This is a genomic window from Streptomyces javensis, assembly GCF_039525925.1.
GTDB lineage: Bacteria > Actinomycetota > Actinomycetes > Streptomycetales > Streptomycetaceae > Streptomyces > Streptomyces asiaticus.
Window position 1 is genome coordinate 20,539 of the sequence record NZ_BAAAIF010000082.1, and the last position, 22,760, is coordinate 43,298.

The window sequence follows — 22,760 nt, forward strand, 5'->3', positions numbered from 1 at the left end:
TGGTGGGTGGGCAGAAGGTGAACGCACACCTTCCGCCGGTCATTCCCGGATTCATATGACCGGAGCGCCACGGCTGTGGACAACCGGCATCGGGCGTCTCAGGGGACCTGGCAGCATGGCGGGGTGACTGCCGCAACGTCCTCCACTCTGTTCTCGCAGGGCTCCACGCCGGGTGCCTACGCGGCCACGCCGCGTGACGCCGACGCGGTGCTCGACGGACTCGACCCCGAGCAGCGCGAGGTGGCGACGTCCCTGCACGGCGCGGTGTGCGTGCTGGCCGGGGCCGGCACCGGCAAGACCCGTGCCATCACCCACCGGATCGCCTATGGGGTGCGCGCGGGGATACTCCAGCCGGCCAGTGTGCTGGCCGTCACCTTCACCAACCGCGCGGCGGGGGAGATGCGCGGCCGGCTGCGGCAGCTCGGCGCGGGCGGGGTGCAGGCGCGCACCTTCCACTCGGCGGCCCTGCGCCAGCTCCAGTACTTCTGGCCCAAGGCGGTCGGCGGTGAGGTGCCGCGGCTGGTCGAGCGCAAGGTGCAGCTCGTGGCCGAGGCCGCGGCCCGGTGCCGGGTCCGGCTGGACCGCAATGAGCTGCGGGATGTGACCGGCGAGATCGAATGGTCGAAGGTCACCCAGACCGTGCCCGAGGACTATCCGGCCGTGGCCGCCAAGTCCGGCCGCGAGGCCCCCCGGGACGCCGCCGAGATCGGCCGGATCTACGCCACCTATGAGCAGTTGAAGCGCGACCGCGGCGTCATCGACTTCGAGGACGTGCTGCTCCTCACGGTCGGTGTGCTCCAGGAGCGGCCGGACATCGCCGACCAGGTGCGCCGTCAGTACCAGCACTTCGTGGTCGACGAGTACCAGGACGTCAGCCCGCTCCAGCAGCGGCTGCTCGATCTGTGGCTGGGCGAGCGGGACAGCCTCTGCGTGGTCGGCGACGCCAGCCAGACCATCTACTCCTTCACCGGCGCCACCCCCGACCATCTGCTGAACTTCCGCACCCGCCACCCCCGGGCCACCGTGGTCAAACTGATCCGGGACTACCGCTCGACCCCCCAGGTGGTCCACCTGGCCAACGGGCTGCTGTCCCAGGCCCGCGGCCGGGCCGCCGAGCACCGGCTGGAGCTGGTCTCCCAGCGGGAGGCGGGCCCCGACCCGGCCTACGCCGCCTATGCGGACGAGCCGGCCGAGGCCGAGGGCACCGCCCGCCGGATCCGTGAGCTGATCACCCCGGTCGAGCAGGGGGGCGGCGGGATCCCGGCGAGCCAGATCGCGGTCCTGTACCGGGTCAACGCCCAGTCGGAGCTCTATGAGCAGGCGCTGGCGGATGCCCAGGTGCCCTATCAGCTGCGTGGCGCCGAGCGGTTCTTCGAGCGGCCCGAGGTGCGCGAGGCGGGGCTGCTGCTGCGCGGCGCGGCCCGCGGGGGCAGCACCGACCCGGCGCTGGCGGACGCGGACATCCCGTCCCAGGTGCGGGCCGTGCTGACCACCCGTGGCTGGACGCCCGAGCCCCCGGCGGGCTCGGGCGCGGTGCGCGACCGCTGGGAGTCCCTGGCCGCGCTGGTGCGGCTCGCCGAGGACTTCGCGGCGAGCCGCCCCGGGGCCACGCTCTCCGATCTGGTGGCGGAGCTCGATGAGCGGGCGGCGGCGCAGCACGCCCCGACCGTCGAGGGTGTGACCCTCGCCTCACTCCACGCGGCCAAGGGCCTCGAATGGGACGCCGTCTTCCTGGTCGGTCTGACCGAGGGGATGATGCCGATCACCTACGCCAAGACGGAGCAGCAGATCGAGGAGGAGCGTCGGCTGCTCTATGTGGGGGTCACCCGTGCCCGGCGTCATCTGACGCTGTCCTGGGCGCTCTCGCGGGCTCCGGGCGGCCGGGCCTCCCGCCGCCCCACCCGCTTTCTCAACGGGCTGCGGCCCGGCTCCCAGGCCGTCGGCGCCCGCATCCCGGGCGGGGGCGGGGGAATCGAGCGCGGGGTGGCGGCCCCGGGCGGGGGCGGCGGGGTGCGCAGGCGGCGCGGCCCGGTCCACTGCCGGGTGTGCGGCCGGGCGCTGACCGACGCGGGCGAGATGAAGCTGATGCGCTGCGAGGGTTGCCCGTCCGAGCTGGACGAGGCGCTCTACGAGCGGCTGCGCGACTGGCGGGCGGAGCAGGCGGGGCAGCTGGGGCAGCCGGCGTACTGCGTGTTCACCGACAAGACACTGCTCGCGATCGCCGAGGCCGTTCCGGGAACCGAACCGGAGCTCGCCCGCATCTCCGGTGTGGGAAGGCGCAAGCTGGACCGGTTCGGGGCCGATGTTCTCGCGCTGTGCGCGGGCCGGGAACTGCCCTCCGCACTCGACGACGAGGGCGACGGCGATGCCGGGGGAAGCCATTCGGGTGACCCTTGGCAAAACTCGACGGAAAAATAGTTTGCGCGCGTGGAGGGCATACCCATAGCCTTCCGAGCACGGAGGACAACGGCCCTTCCAGGAGCCGAGGATTCCGTGTTGTACTTGGACACCCGGACTGGTTTCGGACCGGTCCCTGAGACGCCGAGAGGAGGCGAAGACCAGTGATCAGCTACATCAACACCATCAAAAAGGCCGATCGGTCGGTCGTCGCCACATGCCTGCTCGGCTCCGCCCTTCCTGGCACCGGTATGCCCGGCGCCAATGAGGCGCGTCTCAGCGAGCGACCGATCCAGGCACCTGCGGTAGCAGCAGCGGCACAGGCAAAGGCCTATGCCTTTGCGGCCAATGGTGCCGAATCCCGGACGACGCAGCAGCACCACAAGACGTGGGCCTTCCGCAGGCTCGAACCCTGGAGTTATCCAGCCTGATCCAGGATCAGGTCGGCACCTTCCAGGGCCGCGGAACCCACACCGGGATCCGCGGCCCTTTTGATTTGCCAGAGCCCGGCCACCAGCCGGACCGAAGAGACGAGGAACACACACCGTGCAACTCAACGCACACGCCCCGTCCGCATCGACCGACCTGAACCGCCCGCCTGACTCCTCGGAGGACTCCTTGACCCCGCTCACCGCCCTCACCGAACTCGATGACGCCATCGAGAACCTGGGTGTAGCCGTTCCGTGCCGCTCGTACGACCCGGAGGTCTTCTTCGCCGAGTCCCCGGCCGACGTCGAGTACGCGAAGTCGCTCTGCCAGACCTGTCCGCTGCGGGAGGCCTGCCTCGCCGGTGCCAAGGACCGCCGGGAGCCCTGGGGCGTCTGGGGCGGCGAGCTCTTCGTCCAGGGCGTGGTGGTGGCCCGCAAGCGGCCGCGTGGTCGTCCGCGTAAGAACCCGGTCGCGGCATGAGCACCATCGGCACCATCGATCGCCCAGCGACGCACGACCCCATGAAGCAGGTCCCGACGATGACCCCACCGGTCTCCGAAACACCCGCACCCGATACCTCCGGTGCGCCCGAGGCGCGCCAGAACAGGAACCGAGAAATGCAACTCATGCAAGAAGCCCTGGCACGTGCGCATATGCACGACCGGCTTCAGGAGGCCGAGTCCGAACGCCAGGCCGTTCGGCTCGCGGCCGCCCGTCGGATGCAGCGGCGTGCGGAGCGTGCCTCGCTCCGCGCCCGCCGCGCCCTGGCCATGGCGGTCATGCAGTAACCACCATGTGCGGCACCGGCCAGAGGCGGGGCTGATACCAACACACCGACGGGTCCTACGCCGACCCATCGCGTGACCACGGGGGCCGGTCCGATCGGACCGGCCCTCCGGCTATCCCGAGGCGCCCGAATTCTCCGAGCTCAGGCCGAGGTCTCCGCGGCCTCGGGCGCCTCCTCGGCGCCGTCCGCGGCCTTTTCCCCGGCGTCTGCCGCGGGGCCTTCTTCGGCATCCGCTTCGGCATCCGCTTCGGCGCGGTCCTCGGACTCCGGGTCCACGGCGAAGCCGGGGACCCATGCCTCGAGCTCATCCCGCATCCGCACCGTGGCACCCAGCTGGCACAGCACCCCTATGGTGCTCAGCGTCACCCGGTGAATCAGCAGATAGGCGGGCGGCAGATTCAACTGATTGCCCAGCTCATAGACGGGGGAGTGGCGGTCGGCCATCCGCGCCGCCTGGCTGCGCAGCCACTGCCGGTCGAAGACGAACGCGTCGACCTGGGCCGGTTCGAGCATCGGCAGCAGGAAGTCCAGCAGATCATCCGGGTCGAGTTCGATCGTCGGCTTGACGAACCCCTCCCCGCGCATCAGGTCATAGACCCCCGCGGCGTCGCCCTCCAGCGCCATGCGCAGCGCGATGCCTATGGGCTCCGGAAGCCCTCCGGGGAGCCGGTTCACCGAACCGAAGTCCAGGACGCCCAGCTTCCACTGCTCCGGCGGCCCGTCCGGGGCGTCACCGGTCAGCAGCCGGAAGTTCCCAGGATGGGGGTCGGCGTGCAGCAGCCCGGTGCGGGATGCCCCCGAGAAGAGAAAGCGGGCCAGCAGTTGCCCGGCACGGTCCCGCTCCTCCTGTGTGCCGTCGGCTATCACCTGGGAGAGCGGCACCCCCTCCAGCCATTCGGTGATCAGTATCTGATCGCTCTGGTGCACCACCTCGGGCACCACGATCTCCGTGTCCTGTGCGTACTCCTCCACGTGGATCCGCTGGGACGCCGCCTCCAGTTCGTAGTCCAGCTCCTCGGCGACCCGCTCGCGCAACTCCGCGATCAGCGGCTTGACGTCCAGCCCCGGCACCAGCGGCCCCAGCACCCGGGCGAACCGGCTCAGTTGGTTGAGATCGGACAGCAGCGCCTCGCCGGCCCCGGGGTACTGCACCTTGACCGCCACCGTGCGCCCGTCGTGCCAGACCGCCCGGTGCACCTGTCCGATCGAGGCGGCCGCCGCCGGCTTGTCGTCGAACTCCTGGAACAGCTCCGGCCAGTCCGGGCCCAGCCGCTCTTCCAGCGCTGTGTGGACCGTACGGCTGGGCATGGGAGGGGCCGCTTCCTGGAGCTTGGTCAGGGCCGCCCGGTAGGGCCTGGCTATCTCCTCGGGCAGCGCCGACTCGAAGACCGACATGGCCTGTCCGAGCTTCATGGCCCCGCCCTTGAGCTCGCCGAGGACCTTGAACATCTGCTCCGCGGTGCGCTGCTGCACCTCGCGTGCGACGATCTCCGCCGGCCGTCCCCCTATCCGCTTCCCGAGCCCCCATGTGGCGCGCCCCGCGAATCCCAAGGGCAGCGCCGCCAGTTTGGCGGTACGGGTGATCGCCTTGCGCGGCAGATCGGTCATGCGCCCCTCCAACTACAGCCGTGCCATCCCGGAAGGTGGCCTCCGGGCCCCCGTGCCCACTCCGCGGACGTGGGTCACCCGGACATTGTCGCGTGCGGTGCCTCTACGGCCGAGGCATATACGGCATCCTCCTCCCCGGCCGCTCCACAGCCGCATCCGGGATGTGCTTCGATCGGGCGCGCCTCCCAGACGAGCGAGGGCAGCGCCAGCTCCCACCGGACCCCCGCGCCCCCGGAGGGACGGCCGTCGAGAAAGGCCAGTGCCTGGACCGCGGTGAGCCCCGCCACCACCATCGCCAGCGCCGTGTCACAGGCCGGGGCGGTGCGCCGGCGCCCGGACCGCCACTGCGCGAGCATCCTCGGCCAGACCGGCTCCCGCTCGGCGCGGCCCGCCGCGGCGCAGCCCGCGCAGGGCGTGATCCCCGGCACCACCAGCGGGCCCACCACCCCCGTGGCCTCGATGACTCCCGCATAGAGATGGGGTGTGCCGGAGGAGAGCAGCGGCCGGGTCTGCTCCGGATCCGGTGCGTACGCCGCGAGGCCGTCACGCGGGGCGATCACCGCCAGCGCCAGCCCGGGCTCGGCCGAGGCGGTCCGCTCTCCCGAAGAGGCGGCCCGCATTCCCGAGGGGGCGGCCCGCTTCCCCGAGCCCGAGGCGGTCCGCTCCCCGGAAGGGATCTTCTCTCGGGAAGGGGCCTTCTCGCGTGAAGGGGCGCGCTCCGGTGCGGAGGTCCGCAGCCGCGCCGACCGGCGGGGGAGCGGGGCGGGCGCGGCCCGGCGCACCACGCGGCGCGCCGCCAGATCCCGGCGCTCGCCGATCTGCTCGGCCGACAGCCCGCCGGGGGCCACGTCCCAGGGCTCGACACAGCCGCCGTCCACCACATCGACCCGGCCGACCCCGGATCCGGACAGCGCGGCCGCGATCGCGGCCCCGATCCGGCCCGCGCCCCGCACCTGAACCCGCATCGCCCGCCGCGCGGCGAGCAGCCGCGCCGCCGCTCCGGGCTCGGGGTGCAGCACCGACAGCGCCCCCGCGTCGGGCCGCACCCGGTCCAGGGCCGCGGCGGGCTCGCCGCCGTCCCTCGGCTCGTCCAGCAGCCCGGCCGCCGCCAGCCGGTCCACCAGCGCGTCGGCCCGCCCCTCCGGCAGCCCGATGGCGCGGGCCTCCTGCCGCAGCAGCGGCAGGCCGCGGGTGCCGTCCAGCAGTTCCAGAAAGCTGCCCGTGGCCGTGTCCACCGGCCCCATCAGCACCGCATGCGCTCGGGCCACCCCGAACTGCACCGTGTCCCGGCTCCGCCAGCCGCGCCGCAGCGCGGGCTTGAGCATTGGATGCATCGCCGTTTCCTCCCCCGTTTGATGTGCCGTCGATAGGCCGTCGATAGGCCGTCGATAGGCCGTCGATGTGCGGTCGATATGCCGTTGATGTTCCGTTGATGTGCCGTCCGTTGAACCGCCTTCAGCATGCGGCTCGGCGCCCGGACCCCGCAGCGCGTTATCCACAGGCAGTGGAATAAGTCGTACGAACGCCGGTCGTACAAGTCGTGCACACCGTGGAGTGGTTCGGTCCGCAACCATTGGCGGCGCGGGACTTCCCCGGCCGCCAGCGGGTAACGTCGGGGCGTGTCCGCCGACCCGCCCCCTCGCACCGCGGGACAGAACGTCTCCCGCAGCGCCGCGAGCGCACCGAGCACCGTCCCGAGCCCGCAGAGCCGAGGCTCCGACGCGAACGCGGTCGAGGTCCGCCGGAGCACCCGGCGGCGCAGGACGGTCTCCGCCTATCGCGAGGGCGACCGCACCGTCGTCCTCATCCCCGCCCGCATGTCCGAGGCGGAGGAGCAGCGCTGGGTGAGGGTCATGCTGGAGAAGCTGGCGGCCCAGGAGAGCAAGCGGATGCTGGGCGACGCGGAGCTGGCCGCCCGCGCCGAGTGGCTCTCCGGTCAGTACCTGGGCGGCCGGGCCCGGCCCGACTCCGTTCGCTGGGTCACCAACCAGAACACCCGCTGGGGGTCGTGCACCCCGGCCGAGGGCAGCATCCGGCTCTCGCACCGGCTCCAGGGCATGCCGGAGTACGTCGTGGACTATGTGCTCCTCCACGAGCTGGCCCATCTGCTGGTGCCGGGGCACGGCCGCCGCTTCTGGCAGCTCCTGGAGGCGTATCCGCGGACCGAGCGGGCGCGGGGCTATCTCGAAGGGGTGGTCGCCGCCGCACGGTTGCCACACCTCTCCGGTCCCCCGGACGACCAGCCATAAGGCGACCGCGCCCGGCCGGTGCGGGATCGGCCCCCGGGAGCTCCCGAGCCGTGCGGGAACCACATCCTGGTTCCCGGCGTCGCTCATAGTCGGCGGCAGCGGCTAGCCTGGCGCGCAACGCACACACCGGTACGGCGATGGGGGACGGTCCTAACGTATGGCCAGGGAATTCCAGCGCGGCCACAAGGCCAGGATCAGTGATCTGACGGCCGGGAGGGATCTGTACGTCGGGGTGCAGATCGCCGGACCCGGCCTGAGCTTCGACATCAGCTGCTTCGGTCTCGACGCGAACGAGCGGCTGTCGGACGACCGCTACTTCATCTTCTTCAACCAGCCGAAGTCCCCTGAAGAAGCGATACAGCAGCTCGGGCCGCAGGCCGGTGACACGGATTCGTTCCGCGTCACGCTCGACAGCGTGCCGGCCGCCATCCAGAAGCTCTCCTTCACCGCGACCATCGACGGCGCCGGGCAGATGTCGCAGGTCGGCCCCGGCTACCTGCGGATCGTCGCGGGCGGCGAGGAAGTGGCCCGGTACTCCTTCACCGGCTCGGAGTTCAGCACCGAACGCGCGGTCATGCTGGGCGACTTCTACCTCAAGGACGTCTGGCGGTTCGCCGCCGTCGGACAGGGCTTCGACGGGGGACTGGAGGCGCTGCTCAAGAACTTCGGCGGTGAGGTGGCCGAGGAGGAGCCCGCCCCCGCGCCCGCCCAGGGCGCCACGCCCGGTTTCGCGCCGCCGGGACACGCCGCCCCCGCACCGGGCTTCGCACCCCCGGCCGGGGCCCCTGCCCCGTCGGCCCCTCCGGCTCCCGCCCCGTCCGCCCCGCAGCCCGCCCCCGCCTTCGGCGCTCCCCAGGGGACGCCACCTCAGGGAACGCCACCTCAGGGAACGCCACCTCAGGGCACGCCGCCCCAGGGAACGCCGCCTCCGGGCGTGTCCCAGGGGACGCCCCCGCAGGGCGTTCAGCCGCCCGCCCCCGGCACCCCGCAGATGCACGGCGCCCCCACCATCGCCGCGCCCATCGCGCCTCCCGGCCAGGTGCCGCCTCCCGGCCAGGTGCCGCCCCCGGGTCAGGTACCGCCACCCCCGCCGCCGGGCCAGTACCCGGGCCAGCAGCCCCCGTTCGGCCAGCAGCCGGGCCAGGCCCCGCCCGCGCCGTACGGCCAGCCGCCCGCCCAGCCCTACCCCGGTCAGCCGGGCCAGCCGGGCCAGCCGGGCCAGCCGGGCCAGCCCGGTCAGCCCGCTCCTTACGGTCAGCCGCAGCCCATGGGCGGTGTCCCTCAGGGCGGTGGTGCGCCCGGGCTCCAGGCCGCGCTCTCCAAGTACCGCGAGGCCCCCACCGGCCAGCGCTGGACGCCGCAGAACCCCAGGCTGATGCGGGTCGACCTCGGTGTCGGCGGCCAGCCCGTGCTCGCCCGCCAGGGCACGATGGTGCTCTACCAGGGCAAGGTCGACTTCAGCTATAAGGGCGCCGGTTTCCGCGGCCGGATCGTCGGCAACGCGACCGGCCAGGAGATGCAGCTGATGCGCTGCACCGGCCAGGGCCAGGTCTTCCTCGCCGAGAACGCCGCCGAGCTCCACCCGATCGAACTCCAGGGCGACGCCATCTGCGTCTCCGCCGAGAACGTGCTCGCCTTCGACGAGTCGCTGCACCACGAGGTGCGCCGGATCGAGGGCCACGGCATCCCCGGCGGCGCGCTGTTCACCATGCAGTTCCAGGGCACCGGGACCGTCGTGGTGAAGACCGAGGGTACCCCGGTCGTCCTCCCGGTCACCCCGACCACCTTCGCCGACAGCAACGCCATCGTGGCCTGGTCCGCCGGAGCCCAGGTGATCATCTCCAGCCAGGTGCGGCTGCGCCGCAGCGCCTACCCCGGCCACAGCGGGGAGACCGTGAACCTCCAGTTCCGTGGCGCGCCCGGCAACTTCATCGTCGTCCAGCCCTACGAGGTCTGAGGGAGCCCGATATGGACCAGCAAATGATCTCGGGCTTCGCACCCGCCCCGGTCGCCGCCCGCATGGAGAACCACGGCGCCAGCATGCTCAAGGTCGCCATGCAGAGCGGCCAGGACCTCTTCGCCCGCACCGGCTCGATGGTGGCGTACGAGGGCTTCGTCCAGTACGAGCCCAACCCGCCCGCCGTACGGCAGATGGCCTCCCAGTGGCTGACCGGCGAGGGCGCCCCGCTGATGCGGTGCAGCGGCGACGGGCTGCTCTACCTCGCCGACTACGGGGCCAACGTCGTCTGCATCAACCTCAACGGGGACGCGCTGTCGGTCAACGGCACCAACCTCCTCGCCTTCGACGCGCACCTCCAGTGGGGCGTCGAACGCGTCAAGGGCATCGCCAAGTTCGCCGGGCAGGGCCTGTTCAACGTGGGCGTCTCCGGCACCGGCTGGGTCGCCCTGACCTCCCGCGGCACCCCCATCGTGGTCGACTGCGGCCGCGGCGAGGACGAGACCTATGTGGACCCGGACGCGCTCGTGGCCTGGTCCTCCGGGCTCAAGGTGAAGGGCAAGCGCAGCTTCAAGGCGTCGTCCCTGATCGGCCGGGGCAGCGGCGAGGCGTATCAGCTCGGCTTCTCCGGGCAGGGCTTCGTCGTCGTACAGCCCAGTGAGGACAGCACCGACCGGCTCCGGGCCCGGGGCTGAGGGGGAGGGACAACCAGATGCAGAGCCCGCTTTTCGCCTTCACCGAGGCCCAGACGCAGGACCGCTACGCGCTCCAGAACCCGCATCTGCTGCGGGTCGCCCTGAGCGGCCATGAGGATGTGCTCGCCCGTAAGGGCAGCATGGTCGCCTATCAGGGGCTCATCGAGTTCGACGGTGAGTACCAGACGCCCGGGCAGCACAGGGCCCGGGCCCGCACCGGTGAGGGCCTGGACCTGATGCGCTGCTCCGGGCAGGGCACGGTCTACCTCGCCAACCTCGCCCAGCACATCCATGTGATGGAGGTGGACCACGACGGGCTGACCGTCGACAGCTCCTATGTGCTCGCGCTGGACTCCACGCTGCACTGGGAGTCGATCGCGGTGGACAGCCAGTTCGGGATCTCCGGGTCCGGCAAGTACAACCTCAACATCTCCGGCCAGGGCAAGGTCGCGCTGATGACCTCGGGGCAGCCGCTGCTGCTCCAGGTCACCCCGGACAAGTACGTCAACGCCGACGCGGACGCCATCGTCGCCTGGTCCAGCTCGCTGCGGGTCCAGATGCAGGCGCAGACGCACTCCTCGGGTGTCTGGCGGCGGCGCGGCAACACCGGCGAGGGCTGGGAGCTCAGCTTCCTCGGCCAGGGTTACGCCCTGGTGCAGCCCAGCGAGCTGCTCCCGCCGCAGAACGCGGTGGTCGGGGGCGGCATGGCCGCACAGTTCGGCATGGGGCAGCAGGGTGCCCGAGGTCAGAACCAGGGCAACATCTTCAGCAACTGACCGAGGTCGCCGCCGCATTTCAGCCGTTCCTCGAATCCAGCCCGCTCCTCGATTCCAGCGGGCTCCTCAGCGCAGCCCCACGCGCTCCTCGGAGCAGCGCGCCTCAGAGCAGCGCGCGGGTGCGCGTCACCAGATGCCGCACCGACTCGTCGGCCACGTCCGCCACCTCGTCGTAGCCGAACCAGCGCAGATCCAGCGACTCGTCGCTGATCGCCGCCACCGCGCCCCGGGGCGCCACCGCCGCGTACTGGACGTCCAGGTGCCAGGCGCAGGGGGTCTGGTGCCGGTCGAGCCGCACCGGGCCGCCCGGCAGCAGCGTCAGCCCCGCGATCCCGGACTCCTCGGTGGCCTCGCGCAGCGCCGCGCCCGCGAGCGTGGCGTCGTCCGGCTCGCAGTGGCCGCCCATCTGGAGCCACATCCGCAGCTTCCGGTGCAGGGTGAGCAGCACCTGCTCCCGGTCCGGGTCGATCACCAGCGCGCTCGCCGTGATGTGGCCGTCCCCGCACGCCTTCCACATGCCGTCCGGATACGCGGACAGATGGTCGCCGTACAGCCGTCGCAGCCGCTCCTGGGCGGCATCGGGCGCGGGCCACTCGGTGAGCACCCGCGCCGCGTCCTGGTGCAGACTCACTTCTCGCCGTCGCCCCGGTCGCCGCTCTCGCCGTCGTCCTCGCCGCTCTCGCGGCCCTTACGGAGGTCGGGACCCTCGGAGCCGCCCTTACGGTCCTCATCGCCGCCCGCCGCCTCGCCGAGCATCTTGTCCAGCTCGGAGAAGTCCAGCTGCTCGCCGTGGACGAAGCCGTCCGGGTCGTCGAGGTCCTGCGCCGTCGGCAGCATGTCCGGGTGGGCCCAGAGGCCGTCGCGCCCCTCCAGGCCGCGCGCGTCGGTGAGGGAGGCCCACAGCCGGGAGGCGTCCCGCAGCCGGCGCGGCCGCAGCTCCAGGCCGATGAGCGTGGCGAAGGTCTGCTCGGCGGGGCCACCGCTCGCCCGGCGCCGCCGCAGCGTCTCGCGCAGGGCGTCGGCGGACGGCAGATGCGGTTTGGCGGCGGCGTGCACCACCGCGTCCACCCAGCCCTCCACCAGCGCCAGAGCGGTCTCCAGACGCGCCAGCGCGGCCTTCTGCTCGGGGGTGTCCTCGGGCTGGAACATGCCCTGCTGGAGCGCCTCCTGCAACTGCTCGGGGTGGGTCGGGTCGAGCTGGCCGACCGCGTCCTCCAGCTTGGCGGTGTCGACCTTGATGCCGCGGGCGTACCCCTCGACCGCGCCGAAGAGGTGCGAGCGCAGCCACGGCACATGGGCGAACAGCCGCTGGTGGGCCGCCTCGCGCAGCGCCAGATACAGCCGGACCTCTTCCTTGGGCACGCCGAGGCCGGAGCCCAGCGCCGCGATGTTGACCGGCAGCAGGGCCGCCTTGCCCGCCGGGCCGAGCGGCAGCCCGATGTCGGTCGAGCCGACCACCTCGCCGGCCAGCACGCCCAGCGCCTGCCCGATCTGGGTGCCGAACATGGCGCCGCCCATCGAGCGCATCATCCCGAGCAGCGGGCCGGCCATGGCCTGCATCTCCTCGGGCAGCACATCGCCCATGGCGGCGCCGACGCGCTCGGCCACCGGGTCGACCAGGTCCTTCCACACCGGCAGGGTCGCCTCGACCCATTCGGCGCGGCTCCAGGCCACCGCGGTCCCCGAGCCCGAGGGCAGCGAGGTGACGCCGTCCAGCCACAGGTCCGCGAGCCGCACGGCCTCCTGGACCGCGGCGCGGTCGGCCGGGCCGACGCTCTCGTCCTTGCTGCCGTCGGCGGTGCCGCGCGCGACGGTCTGGCGGGCGATGTCCTTGGCCATGTCCCAGTTCACCGGGCCGCCCTCGTACGAGAGCATCTGCCCGAGCTGCTGGAAGGCGGCGCCCAGGTCGCCCGGGTTCAGCGAACCGAACATCGCGGCGAACGGATTCTCCGCGCCGCCCGCTCCGCCGCCGAACCCGAAGGGATTCGCGGGGCCCTGCTCGCCGCCCTGGCCGCCCTTCTTCTTGCCGTCGTCGCCGTCCTCCGGCTCCTCCGGCGGAAGGCCGAATCCGAATGGGGTGTCACTCACGGGTTTCCTCGGCTCGTTGGGCCACCGGCCACGGGCCGGTGGCGGATGCCCGACATCACCACCCAGCCTAGACACCTCGCCGGTTTCCGGGCTCGGTGCTTCGCTGATCGCCGCCCTGCGGCAGGATGGACGTCACCTGGTACGTATGCGTGCATGCGCTGCGTACTGAAGACAACCGCTGGAGACGCCCGGTGAGTTCCCCAGACCGAGAAGTTCGCGCTGCGCGAAACGATACGGCCGGCACCGCACGACGACCCGTCGTGGCGGTGACCGGTGCCGCCTCGGGCCCAGGTGCCCTGCTCACGCAGCGGCTCGCGGAGTCCGAAGAGGTCAAGCAGGTCCTGGCCATCGACGAGCGCCGCGGTGAGGTGACCGAGGCGCAGTGGCATGTGCTGGACGTCCGCGATCCGGCCATCGCCGAGAAGCTGCGCGGCGCCGACGTGGTGGTCCACCTCGCCGTCGACCTGGATCTGGGCACCGACGCCGCCGCCCGCACCGCCTACAACGTGCGCGGCACCCAGACCGTCCTGACGGCCGCCGCGGCGGCCGGGGTGCGCCGGGTGGTGCTGTGCACCTCGGCGATGGTCTACGGGGCGCTCCCCGACAACGCCGTGCCGCTGGCCGAGGACGCGGAGCTGCGGGCGACCGCCGAGGCCACCGGCGTCGGCGACCTCCTGGAGATCGAGCGGCTCGGGGAGCGCGCGCCCCGGGCGCATCCGGGGCTGAATGTGACCGTGGTGCGCCCGGCGCTCCTGGTCGGCGGCACGGACACCGCGCTCACCCGCTACTTCGAGTCGCCGCGCCTGCTGGTCGTCGCCGGATCCCGTCCCACCTGGCAGTTCTGCCATATGGAGGACCTGGTCGGAGCGCTGGAGTACGCCGCCCTGGAGAAGGTCGAGGGCGAGCTGGCGGTCGGGTGCGAGGGCTGGCTGGAGCAGGAGGAGGTCGAGGAGCTGTCCGGGATCCGGCGCATGGAGCTGCCCTCGGCGGTCGCCCTGGGTGCCGCCTCCCGGCTGCACCGGCTCGGTCTGACGCCGTCCCCGGCGGGCGATCTCGCGTACACGATGCACCCCTGGGCGGTCAGCGGCAGCAGGCTGCACGCGGCGGGCTGGCGGCCGCGCTGGACCAACGAGGAGGTTCTGGCGGAGCTGCTGGAGGAGGTCGCCGGGCGCCATACGGTCGCGGGGCGGCGTCTCGGCCGTAAGGACGCCACGACGCTCGGCGCCGCGGGCGCGACCGTGGCCCTGGTGGGCACCGCGGCGATCGTGCGCCGCGCCCGTAAGGCGCGCCGCCGAGCCTGAGACAAGCGGCCCCGGAAGGTGTTTTCCGGGATCCGGTGGTCCGGTGGCTCCATTGATTCCCCGAGGGCGGGACGGTACGGCACGATGGACGACATGGCACATTCGTACGATCATCCCGGCGAGCTCGCGGCCGCCCGGCCCATCCGGCTGCTCGCCGTCCGTGACACGCCCCTGTCCGTGGACGAGGTCTTCGGGGCGGTGGGCGATGCCGCGGCGGGCGGCACGGCGCTGTTCGTGGGCACCGTGCGCAACCACGACGGAGGCGCGGAGGTCGGCGCCCTGGGCTACTCCGCGCACCCGACCGCCGAGGCCGAGCTGCGCCGGGTGGCCGAGAAGGTCGTGGCCGACTTCCCGGTGCGCGCGCTGGCCGCCGTGCACCGGGTGGGCGATCTGGTGATCGGCGATCTGGCCGTGGTGGTCGCCGTCTCCTGCCCGCACCGCGCGGAGGCGTTCGCGGCCTGCCGCCGGCTGATCGACGATCTCAAGAGCGAGGTCCCGATCTGGAAGCACCAGACGTTCGCGGACGGCACCGAAGAATGGGTGGGTGCGTAGCGCCTCGTTGAGGGGTGGTGGTCGGGCGACGGGAGGGCGGGTGGGCGCGTAGCGCCTCGTTGAGGGGTGGTGGTCGGGCGACGGGAGGGCGGGTGGGCGCGTAGCGCCTCGTTGGGGGGATGGTGCGTAGGTGGGCGCGCATGGGGAATGCGCATGCGCATGGGGGCACGGAAGGGGGTACTCCGCTTGCGTAACCCCCACCCTGCCGTAAGCGTTGAGCTGGCAGAGGATTAATCTGCTCATCTGTCAGTCGCGGTCCTGAACCGCGATTTTTCAAGGGGTCGGGAGGCTGCTGTGGCCGCGCTTCTCTGGTTGCTGATTCCGTTGTTCGCGGCGATAGGCGCGGCGATATACGCCGGCATAGCCGCCCGAGCCGGTAAACGGAAGTCCGGGGGGGATGTAGCTGAGCTGGCCGGATACGCCCGCTTCCGCGAAGCGATGGAGCGCCGGCCGTCCGATTCGGACGCCGTGGCCTGAGGCCGCCACCCCGTCCGCGCCGCCCCTCATACGGACGGCCCCGACGGTGGACTGACGGACGCGTCCCGTACTGTCGTTCCATGCCACGCCGCACCGCGACGATGCTCGCCTCCCTTCTGATGCTGATCGCGCTGCTCTGCGCAGGAGTGCTGATCCCGGTGCCGTACGCGGAGATGTCCCCGGGGCCGACGTACAACACCCTGGGCGAGCACAACGGGGAGTGCGTACTCCAGATTTCCGGCCGCAAGAGCTGTGAGACCACCGGCGGGCATCTGAACATGACCACGGTCCGGGTCACCGGCTCCGAGTACCGGATGAACCTCGTGGAGGCCGTCTACGGCTGGCTGGCGCACGATGACGTGGTCGTGCCGCACAGCACCCTCTACCCGGACGACAAGACCCCGGACCAGGTGGACCAGCAGAACGCCGAGGAGTTCACCCAGTCCCAGGAGTCGGCCAAGGTCGCTGCGCTGCGGGCGCTCAAGAAGCCGGTCACCGCGCATGTCATCGTCGGCGCGGTCCAGAAGGGCGCCCCGGCCCAGGGCAAGCTGCACGCGGGCGATGTGATCAAGTCGGTGGACGGTACGGCGGTGCGCGAGCCCGACGACGTGGCCAAGCTCGTCACCAAGCACAAGCCGGGCCAGAAGGTGGTCTTCTCGGTCGTCCCGGCCAAGAACGTGGCGGCGGCGGAGAAGAGCGGCAAGCAGCCCACCGGCGAGGAGCGCGTCTCGATCACCACCACGAAGGCGGACAAGGGCCCGACCCGCGCCATCGTGGGCATCCAGGCCGGGGTCGACTACACCTTCCCGTTCCGGATCGACATCAAGCTGGCGGACGTGGGCGGGCCCAGCGCGGGCCTGATGTTCGCGCTGGGGATCGTGGACCGGCTCTCGCCCGGCGATCTCACCGGCGGGAAGTTCATCGCGGGCACCGGGACGATCGACGACAAGGGCACGGTCGGCCCGATCGGCGGCATCGAGATGAAGACGATCGGCGCGCGCAAGGCGGGCGCCCGCTACTTCCTCACGCCCAAGGAGAACTGCGCGGCCGCCGCCAAGGACGTGCCGAGCGGGCTGCGACCGGTCAAGGTGCACACGATCGACGAGGCCCTTACGGCGCTCGAGAAGATCCGTAAGGGGGACACCGCCGGTCTGCCGAAGTGCACGACGGGCTGAGCGGCGCCCCCGTTTGGGGGGTCGGGTCGCGGGGTCAGTCGGTGGCGAAGGTGGCGGCAAGCGCGTCCGCCAGACCAGGCACCAGACCGGCCCCGGTGAGCACCTCGGTCGGGGAGTCCTTCTCCCGCAGCCGCAGGGCCGACTCGCGCGCGCCGTCCCGCAGCACGGCCACGGTCATCCGGACCTCCTGGCGGTCCGGGTGGTCGGCGACCCACTTGGCCAGCGCCGCGTCGTCCAGGCCCTCGGGCACGGAGCTCTCGGCGGACGGCGGCAGCATCTGCCGCTCCACGGTCAGGGCGCAGCCGGTCACCGCGTCCGGCCAGGCGATGGTGGCGAGGAACTCGTCCAGCGGGGCGCCGGAGGGTAGCTCGTCCTGCTCGATGGGGGTCAGGGAGGCGATCTCCTCGCCGCCCTCGTCAAGGCCGAGCTGAGCGGCGAGGCCGGGCTCCTCGGTGCGCAGCCGGGCGGTGTCGACAAGGGCGAAGAGCCGTGCGGGCTGGTCCCAGCCGAGCCCCGAGGCGTACTCGTCGATTTCGAGTACGGCGCGGGTCAGTGGATTCGAGGTCAGCGGGCCGCTGCCGGGGGTTGCGTTGGACATGGTTCATATCGTGCCCTGTTCGGACCCGGAAACGGGAACTGAGTAAAGCCTGAGTAAGTTGCATCAGGTGGGCCCTGGAGTTCAGGGTTCCTCAATCGACAGCGAACTTCGAGGTGCGCACCTTGGCTTTCCAGATGCCGGACCGCGGCGGAGGCCCGACGGGGCCGCGGGTGAGAGTCGGCCGTCCGTCCCGGCGTGCCAGGACCCTGCTCATGACCCTGGGCGTGCTGGCCGTGTTGGCCATGCTCTTTGTCATGTTTGCCGGATTTTGGACGGATTGGCTCTGGTATCGCTCGCTTCATTACTCTTCGGTCTTCAGTACCACCCTGAAGACGAAGATCGGGCTGTTCTTCGTCTTCGGCGTGCTGATGGCCACGGCCGTCGGGATCAACATCTGGCTGGCCCACCGGCTGCGGCCGCCGCTGAGCGCGATGTCCATGGAGCAGCAGAGCCTGGACCGCTACCGGATGGGCATCGCCCCGTTCAAGAAGTGGGTGCTGCTCGCGGTCACCGCCCTGGTGGGGCTGATCGCGGGCGCCTCGGCGGCCGGCCAGTGGCGCATCTGGCTGCTGTGGGTCAACGGGGTGCCGTTCGGGCAGAAGGACCCGCAGTTCCACAAGGACGTGGCCTTCTACGCCTTCGATCTGCCCTGGTACCGCTTCCTGCTGAGCTTCGGCTTCGCGGCCACCGTGCTCTCGCTGATCGCCGCCGCCCTGGTGCACTACCTCTACGGGGGCCTGCGGGTCACCAGCCCCGGCGCCCGCGCGACCGCCGCGGCCACCGGCCATCTGTCGGTGCTGCTGGGTGTCTTCGTGGCGCTCAAGGCGGTGGCGTACTGGCTGGACCGCTACGGCCTCGCGGTGAAGTCCAGCGACTTCAAGGCGACGGGCAACTGGACGGGTCTGCGCTATGTGGACGCCAACGCCTATCTGCCCGCCAAGACGATCCTGTTCTGCATCGCGGCGATCTGCGCGGTGCTCTTCTTCGCCACGCTGTGGCGCCGCACCTGGCAGCTGCCGGTCATCGGCTTCGGGCTGATGGTGCTGTCGGCGATCCTGATCGGCGGGCTCTACCCGGCGATCGTGCAGAAGTTCCAGGTCCAGCCGAACGAGCAGGCCAAGGAGGCGCCGTACATCCAGAAGAACATCGAGGCCACGCGCAAGGCGTACGGCATCGATGACTCCAAGGTGGCGGACTACTCCGGCAAGAACGACAGCGACGGCGGCGGCGAGAAGCTCCGTAAGGACGCCAATACGACGGCCAGTTACCGGCTGATCGACCCCAGCGTCATCTCGCCGACCTTCCAGCAGCTCCAGCAGGAGCGCAAGTACTACCAGTTCCCCTCGACGCTCGACGTCGACCGCTACAAGGGCGCCGACGGCAAGGACCAGGACACCGTCGTCGGGGTGCGCGAGCTGAACCTCAGCGGCATCCCCAAGCGGAACTGGATCAACGACCACTTCACCTACACCCACGGCTACGGCATGGTGGCGGCGAAGGGCACCACGACCGACCCCAACGCGGACCCGGCGGGCTCGCCGGACTTCACCGAGTCCGGGCTGCCCACCAAGGGGTCCAGCGGCGGCGGTGTCGGCACCTACAAGCAACAGGTCTACTACGGCGAGAAGACCGACCAGTACTCGATAGTCGGCGGCCCGCAGAAGGAACTCGACTACGAGAAGAACGGCGAGCGGACCACCAGCTACAAGGGCAAGAGCGGGGTCAGCCTCTCCAACCCGGTCAACCGCGCCGCCTACGCGGTGGCGTTCGGCGAGCCCCAGATCCTCTACTCGGGCGCGATCGGGGACGGTTCGCGGATCCTGTACAACCGCACCCCCAAGGAGCGCGTCGAGAAGGTCGCCCCCTGGCTGACCATCGACGGTGACGCCTATCCGGCCGTGGTCCACGGCCGGATCAAGTGGATCGTGGACGCCTACACCACGACCAACGGCTATCCGTACGCCTCGCGGACGACCCTGGGCGACAGCACGGCCGACTCGCTGAGCGACGGGGACCGCTCGGTGGTCGCGCAGCAGAACAAGGTCAACTACATCCGCAACTCGGTCAAGGCGACCGTGGACGCCTATGACGGCACGGTCAAGCTCTACGAGTGGGACTCCAAGGACCCGGTCCTGAAGACCTGGGAGAAGGCGTTCCCGGGCACGGTCGAGCCCAAGGAGAAGATCAGCGGCGAGCTGATGGAGCATCTGCGGTACCCGCAGGACCTGTTCAAGGTCCAGCGCGAGCTGCTGACCCGCTACCACGTCACCGATCCCACGCAGTTCTACAGCGGCAGTGACGCCTGGCAGGTGCCCGAGGACCCGACCCACAAGGACGGGAACGCGGTGCCGCCGTACTACCTGTCCATGAGGATGCCCGATCAGAAGGGGCAGACGTTCTCGCTGACGACGACCTTCACCCCCAACGGGCGTCCCAACCTGGGGGCGTTCATGTCGATCGATGCGGATGCCAACAGTAAGGACTACGGCACGATAAGACTGCTGAAGGTCACCTCCAACGTGCCCGGTCCGCAACAGGTGCAGAGCGAGCTCAACGGTGATCCGGAAGTCGCCGAGTTCGTCCGGAACCTGAGAGGCACCGACTCCGACATCGAGTACGGCAATCTGCTCACCGTGCCCCTGGACAACGGCTTCCTCTATATCGAGCCCGTCTACGCCCGCGGTGGCAGCGCCAACTACCCGCTGCTGAAGAAGGTCGGCGTATCCTACGGCAAGGAGACGGTCTTCAAGGACACCCTGGGCGAGGCCCTGGACGCCGTCTTCGGCGAGTCGTCCGAACAGCGGCCACCGGGCGACGGCGGCCAGGAGGAACCGCCGTCGAGCAACCCGACGGTGAAGGAGGCCCTCAAGGACGCCTCGGACGCCTATCAGGACGCCCAGGACGCCCTCCAGAAGCAGCCACAGGACTGGGAGGCGTACGGCAGGGCCCAGGAGGATCTGAAGGACGCGCTGGACCGCGCCGCCAAGGCGGAGGACAAGGCGGCCGGCGACAAGGGGCAGCAGCAGAACCAGCCACGGAGCCAGAGCGCCGCCGGCGGTTCCGACAAGAAGGGCGGCTGACCCTTGACGACCTGCGAGAACGGCCGGGCGGCCGCCCCCTCGCGCCGTGGTACGGTGGTTGCACCACGGCGCGGGGTGGAGCAGCTCGGTAGCTCGCTGGGCTCATAACCCAGAGGTCGCAGGTTCAAATCCTGTCCCCGCTACTGACACACGAGGCCCGGATCCGCAAGGATCCGGGCCTCGTTGTGTGTTGTATGAGCGTCCACTCGGGGAATGCGGATACAAGCGTTTGGGTTGTCTCTCTGTGGGCATGTCGACAAAACGCTGAAGTGACCTCCTCGGCTGCGGTATACCAGGTGTACGCCGGATGCGGGTGATGCCACGATGGGATTTATGGGGGACAGGGTCAGTCTGTTGGAGACAGGGCGTTTTGCGCACACGCATGACGATGCCGAGGAGGAGACCCGGCACCGTCGTGCCGCCGAGGCCGGTGACACCGCCGCGATGAGCGCACTGGGCGCACTGCTGCTGCGCCGCGGCGACCTCGACGGCGCCGAACCGCAACTGCGGGGAGCCACCGCGGCGGGCGATCGCGCCGCCGCCAACAACCTCGGCGTTCTGCTGCACCAGCGCGGCTACGCCGATGAGGCCGCCGGCTGGTGGCGCATAGCCGCCGTCGCCGGATCTCCCGCAGCGGCCCACGCCCTGGGCCGCCATCACCGCGAGCGGGGCGATGAGCCCGCCGCCGAGTACTGGCTGCGCCAGTCCGCCGAGTCCGGCCACACCCTGGGCGCGTACGCGCTGGGCGACCTGCTGGAGCACCGCAGCGACATCGGGGCCGAGCGCTGGTTCCGCACGGCCGCCGAGCGCGGCCACCGCGAGGCCGCGTACCGCCTCGCCCGCATCCTCGACGACCGCGGCGACGAGGGGGACGAGTCGGCGGCCGAGCGCCGCCGTGGCGTCGACGGCGGCGGCCGGGGGGAGGCCGAGCAGTGGTACCGGCAGGCCGCCGCGCGCGGCCACCGGCGCGCCGCCCTCCACCTCGGCACGCTGCTGGAGAAGCGCGGTGAGACCAAGGAGGCCGGGCGCTGGTACCTGATGTCCGCCAAGGACGGCGAGGCCCGGGCCGCCTGCGCGCTGGGCTTCCTGCTGCGTGACGCGGGCGACACCGACAGCGCCGCCGTCTGGTGGCACCGGGCGGCCCAGCACGGCGACGGCAACGCCGCCAACGCGCTGGGCGCGCTCCACGCCGACCGCGGCGAGACCCAGACCGCCGAGCGCTGGTACCGCGCCGCGCTCGACGCCGGGGACATCAACGGCGCCTACAACCTCGGGCTGCTCTGCGCCGAGCAGGGCCGCACCGCCCAGGCCGAGCAGTGGTACCGCCGCGCCGCCTACGCGGGCCACCGCGAGGCCGCCAACGCGGTCGCCGTGATGCTGCTCCAGCGCGGCGACGCCGCGGGCGCCGAGCCGTGGTTCTCCAAGGCGGCCGAGGCGGGCAGCGTCGACGCCGCGTTCAACCTGGGGATCCTGCACGCGGGCCGGGGCGAGGACCGGGCGGCCCGGCAGTGGTACGAGCGGGCCGCGGCCGCCGGGCACACCGAGGCCGCGTTGCAGGTCGGCCTCGCCCTCCAGCGGGAGGGCGACCTCCAGGGGGCCGAGCGCCATCTGCGCTGCGCCGCGGGCGGCGGCAGCGCCGAGGGCGCCTTCCGGCTGGCCGCGCTGCTGGACCGCTCCTCGGTCGGCGGCGACCCGGCGACCGGCACCGGCTTCGGCAGCTCGTCCGGGACCCGCTTCCCGACCCCGCCGCCGGACGACGGCTCCGGGCCGCACGTCCCCGAGTACGAGGAGTGGTACGAGCGCGCCGCACGCCAGGGCCACCGGCGGGCCCAGGTGCGGGTGGGCATGTTCGCGGCCGCGCGCGGCGATGTGGTCGAGGCCGCGCGCTGGTACCGCATGGCCGCCGAGGCGGGCAGCAGCAACGGCGCGTTCAACCTGGGGCTGCTGCTGGCCCGGGAGGGCAGCGAGCCGGAGGCCGCCCTGTGGTGGACGCGTGCCGCCGAGTCGGGGCACGGCCGGGCCGCGCTGCGGCTCGCGCTGCTCGCGGCCCGTCGCGGGGCGCTCGCCGAGGGACAGCGGTGGTGCGCGCGGGCGGTCGAGCTGGGCCCCGCGGAGGTCGCCGAGCGGGCGGCCCGGCTGCGAGAGGCGCTCCAGCAGGAGCTCACGGCCTAGGCGGCCGGGGCTCGCGGCAGAGCACCTCGGCCCGGACCCCTGGCCCGAACCCCCGGCCCGGACCTGGCTCAGGTCCGGCTCAGGCTCAGGCCCGGACCCGGCTCAGGCCCGGACCCGGCTCAGGCCCGGACCCGGCTCAGGCCCAGCCCGGACCCGGCCCGGGCCCGCCGCCCCGCGGAGGTCGCCGAGCGGGCGGCCCGGCTGCGAGAGGCGCTCCAGCAGGAGCTCACGGCCTAGGCGGCCGGGGCTCGCGGCGGAGCACACCAGGCCGGACCCCCGGCCCGGACCCGGCTCAGGCCCGGACCCGGCTGAGGCCGGCTCAGGCTCAGGCCCGGACCCGGTTCAGGCCCAGCCCGGACCCGGCCCGGGCCCGCCGCCCCGCGGAGGTCGCCGAGCGGGCGGCCCGGCTGCGAGAGGCG

At 71.9% G+C, this 22,760-nt stretch carries 19 protein-coding genes and 1 tRNA gene; 15 read left to right on the forward strand and 5 right to left on the reverse strand.

Annotation, left to right across the window (positions count from 1 at the left end):
- Window positions 1-123: 123 nt before the first annotated feature.
- The 4 genes from ABD329_RS41380 (at window position 124) to ABD329_RS41395 (ending at window position 3,614) form a co-directional block, all read left to right on the forward strand.
- Window positions 124-2,418, forward strand: coding sequence for an ATP-dependent DNA helicase UvrD2 (locus ABD329_RS41380; RefSeq protein ID WP_425574441.1), 2,295 nt, complete (start codon window positions 124-126; stop codon window positions 2,416-2,418).
- Between the two features lie 143 nt (window positions 2,419-2,561).
- Window positions 2,562-2,828, forward strand: coding sequence for a hypothetical protein (locus tag ABD329_RS41385; RefSeq protein ID WP_078559187.1), 267 nt, complete (start codon window positions 2,562-2,564; stop codon window positions 2,826-2,828).
- A gap of 115 nt (window positions 2,829-2,943) precedes the next feature.
- Window positions 2,944-3,306 carry a WhiB family transcriptional regulator gene (locus ABD329_RS41390; RefSeq protein ID WP_037952306.1) on the forward strand — a complete coding sequence of 121 codons (363 nt, stop codon included), beginning with the start codon at window positions 2,944-2,946 and terminating at the stop codon, window positions 3,304-3,306.
- The gene (locus ABD329_RS41395; RefSeq protein ID WP_137979441.1) at window positions 3,303-3,614 is read left to right on the forward strand and encodes a hypothetical protein; all 312 of its coding nucleotides are present in this window, start codon (window positions 3,303-3,305) and stop codon (window positions 3,612-3,614) included. Before ABD329_RS41390 ends, ABD329_RS41395 begins: the two co-directional genes overlap by 4 nt.
- Window positions 3,615-3,754: 140 nt before the next feature.
- Here the strand turns inward: ABD329_RS41395 and ABD329_RS41400 are convergent, their stop codons facing one another.
- Window positions 3,755-5,221 carry an ABC1 kinase family protein gene (locus tag ABD329_RS41400; protein WP_198280913.1) on the reverse strand — a complete coding sequence of 489 codons (1,467 nt, stop codon included), beginning with the start codon at window positions 5,219-5,221 and terminating at the stop codon, window positions 3,755-3,757.
- A 74-nt stretch (window positions 5,222-5,295) separates the two neighbouring features.
- Window positions 5,296-6,555, reverse strand: a complete 1,260-nt coding sequence (locus ABD329_RS41405; RefSeq protein ID WP_344317763.1) for a ThiF family adenylyltransferase — start codon at window positions 6,553-6,555, stop codon at window positions 5,296-5,298.
- Window positions 6,556-6,840: 285 nt separating this feature from the next.
- Between ABD329_RS41405 and ABD329_RS41410 the strand changes: the two genes are divergently transcribed.
- The 4 genes from ABD329_RS41410 (at window position 6,841) to ABD329_RS41425 (ending at window position 10,898) form a co-directional block, all read left to right on the forward strand.
- Complete coding sequence (locus ABD329_RS41410; protein ID WP_198280911.1) at window positions 6,841-7,470, forward strand: M48 metallopeptidase family protein; 630 nt, start codon at window positions 6,841-6,843, stop codon at window positions 7,468-7,470.
- A gap of 157 nt (window positions 7,471-7,627) precedes the next feature.
- Window positions 7,628-9,427, forward strand: a complete 1,800-nt coding sequence (locus ABD329_RS41415; protein ID WP_344317764.1) for a TerD family protein — start codon at window positions 7,628-7,630, stop codon at window positions 9,425-9,427.
- An 11-nt stretch (window positions 9,428-9,438) separates the two neighbouring features.
- Window positions 9,439-10,122 carry an AIM24 family protein gene (locus tag ABD329_RS41420; protein WP_014054765.1) on the forward strand — a complete coding sequence of 228 codons (684 nt, stop codon included), beginning with the start codon at window positions 9,439-9,441 and terminating at the stop codon, window positions 10,120-10,122.
- A 17-nt stretch (window positions 10,123-10,139) separates the two neighbouring features.
- Window positions 10,140-10,898, forward strand: coding sequence for an AIM24 family protein (locus tag ABD329_RS41425; RefSeq protein WP_198278536.1), 759 nt, complete (start codon window positions 10,140-10,142; stop codon window positions 10,896-10,898).
- 103 nt (window positions 10,899-11,001) lie between these two features.
- On the opposite strand, the gene ABD329_RS41430 is transcribed toward ABD329_RS41425, so the two are convergent.
- Together ABD329_RS41430 and ABD329_RS41435 are read right to left on the reverse strand one after the other, a co-directional pair.
- Window positions 11,002-11,529, reverse strand: a complete 528-nt coding sequence (locus tag ABD329_RS41430) for an NUDIX hydrolase (RefSeq protein ID WP_198278537.1) — start codon at window positions 11,527-11,529, stop codon at window positions 11,002-11,004.
- Window positions 11,526-12,986, reverse strand: a complete 1,461-nt coding sequence (locus tag ABD329_RS41435; protein WP_198278538.1) for a zinc-dependent metalloprotease — start codon at window positions 12,984-12,986, stop codon at window positions 11,526-11,528. The genes ABD329_RS41430 and ABD329_RS41435 overlap by 4 nt, the downstream gene beginning before the upstream one ends.
- A gap of 191 nt (window positions 12,987-13,177) precedes the next feature.
- On the opposite strand from ABD329_RS41435, the gene ABD329_RS41440 reads away from it, so the two are divergent.
- The 4 genes from ABD329_RS41440 (at window position 13,178) to ABD329_RS41455 (ending at window position 16,491) form a co-directional block, all read left to right on the forward strand.
- Window positions 13,178-14,287 (forward strand): NAD-dependent epimerase/dehydratase family protein, encoded by a 1,110-nt coding sequence (locus ABD329_RS41440; protein WP_198278539.1) that lies wholly within the window; start codon window positions 13,178-13,180, stop codon window positions 14,285-14,287.
- 84 nt (window positions 14,288-14,371) lie between these two features.
- A complete protein-coding gene (locus ABD329_RS41445; protein WP_198278540.1) occupies window positions 14,372-14,839 on the forward strand; it encodes a molybdenum cofactor biosynthesis protein MoaE in 468 nt (155 codons plus the stop codon).
- Window positions 14,840-15,133: 294 nt separating this feature from the next.
- On the forward strand, window positions 15,134-15,316 hold the full coding sequence (locus ABD329_RS41450) for a hypothetical protein (protein WP_309142787.1): 183 nt from the start codon (window positions 15,134-15,136) through the stop codon (window positions 15,314-15,316).
- A gap of 80 nt (window positions 15,317-15,396) precedes the next feature.
- Window positions 15,397-16,491 (forward strand): YlbL family protein, encoded by a 1,095-nt coding sequence (locus tag ABD329_RS41455; protein ID WP_198278541.1) that lies wholly within the window; start codon window positions 15,397-15,399, stop codon window positions 16,489-16,491.
- A gap of 34 nt (window positions 16,492-16,525) precedes the next feature.
- On the opposite strand, the gene ABD329_RS41460 is transcribed toward ABD329_RS41455, so the two are convergent.
- Window positions 16,526-17,089, reverse strand: coding sequence for a PPA1309 family protein (locus ABD329_RS41460; protein WP_037952339.1), 564 nt, complete (start codon window positions 17,087-17,089; stop codon window positions 16,526-16,528).
- A gap of 134 nt (window positions 17,090-17,223) precedes the next feature.
- On the opposite strand from ABD329_RS41460, the gene ABD329_RS41465 reads away from it, so the two are divergent.
- The 3 genes from ABD329_RS41465 to ABD329_RS41475 all read left to right on the forward strand — a co-directional run bounded on the left by ABD329_RS41465 (window position 17,224) and on the right by ABD329_RS41475 (window position 22,341).
- On the forward strand, window positions 17,224-20,169 hold the full coding sequence (locus ABD329_RS41465; protein ID WP_198278543.1) for a UPF0182 family membrane protein: 2,946 nt from the start codon (window positions 17,224-17,226) through the stop codon (window positions 20,167-20,169).
- Window positions 20,170-20,238: 69 nt separating this feature from the next.
- Window positions 20,239-20,312: transfer RNA gene (locus ABD329_RS41470), tRNA-Met, on the forward strand.
- A gap of 181 nt (window positions 20,313-20,493) precedes the next feature.
- On the forward strand, window positions 20,494-22,341 hold the full coding sequence (locus ABD329_RS41475) for a tetratricopeptide repeat protein (protein WP_198278542.1): 1,848 nt from the start codon (window positions 20,494-20,496) through the stop codon (window positions 22,339-22,341).
- The last annotated feature ends 419 nt before the right edge of the window (window positions 22,342-22,760 follow it).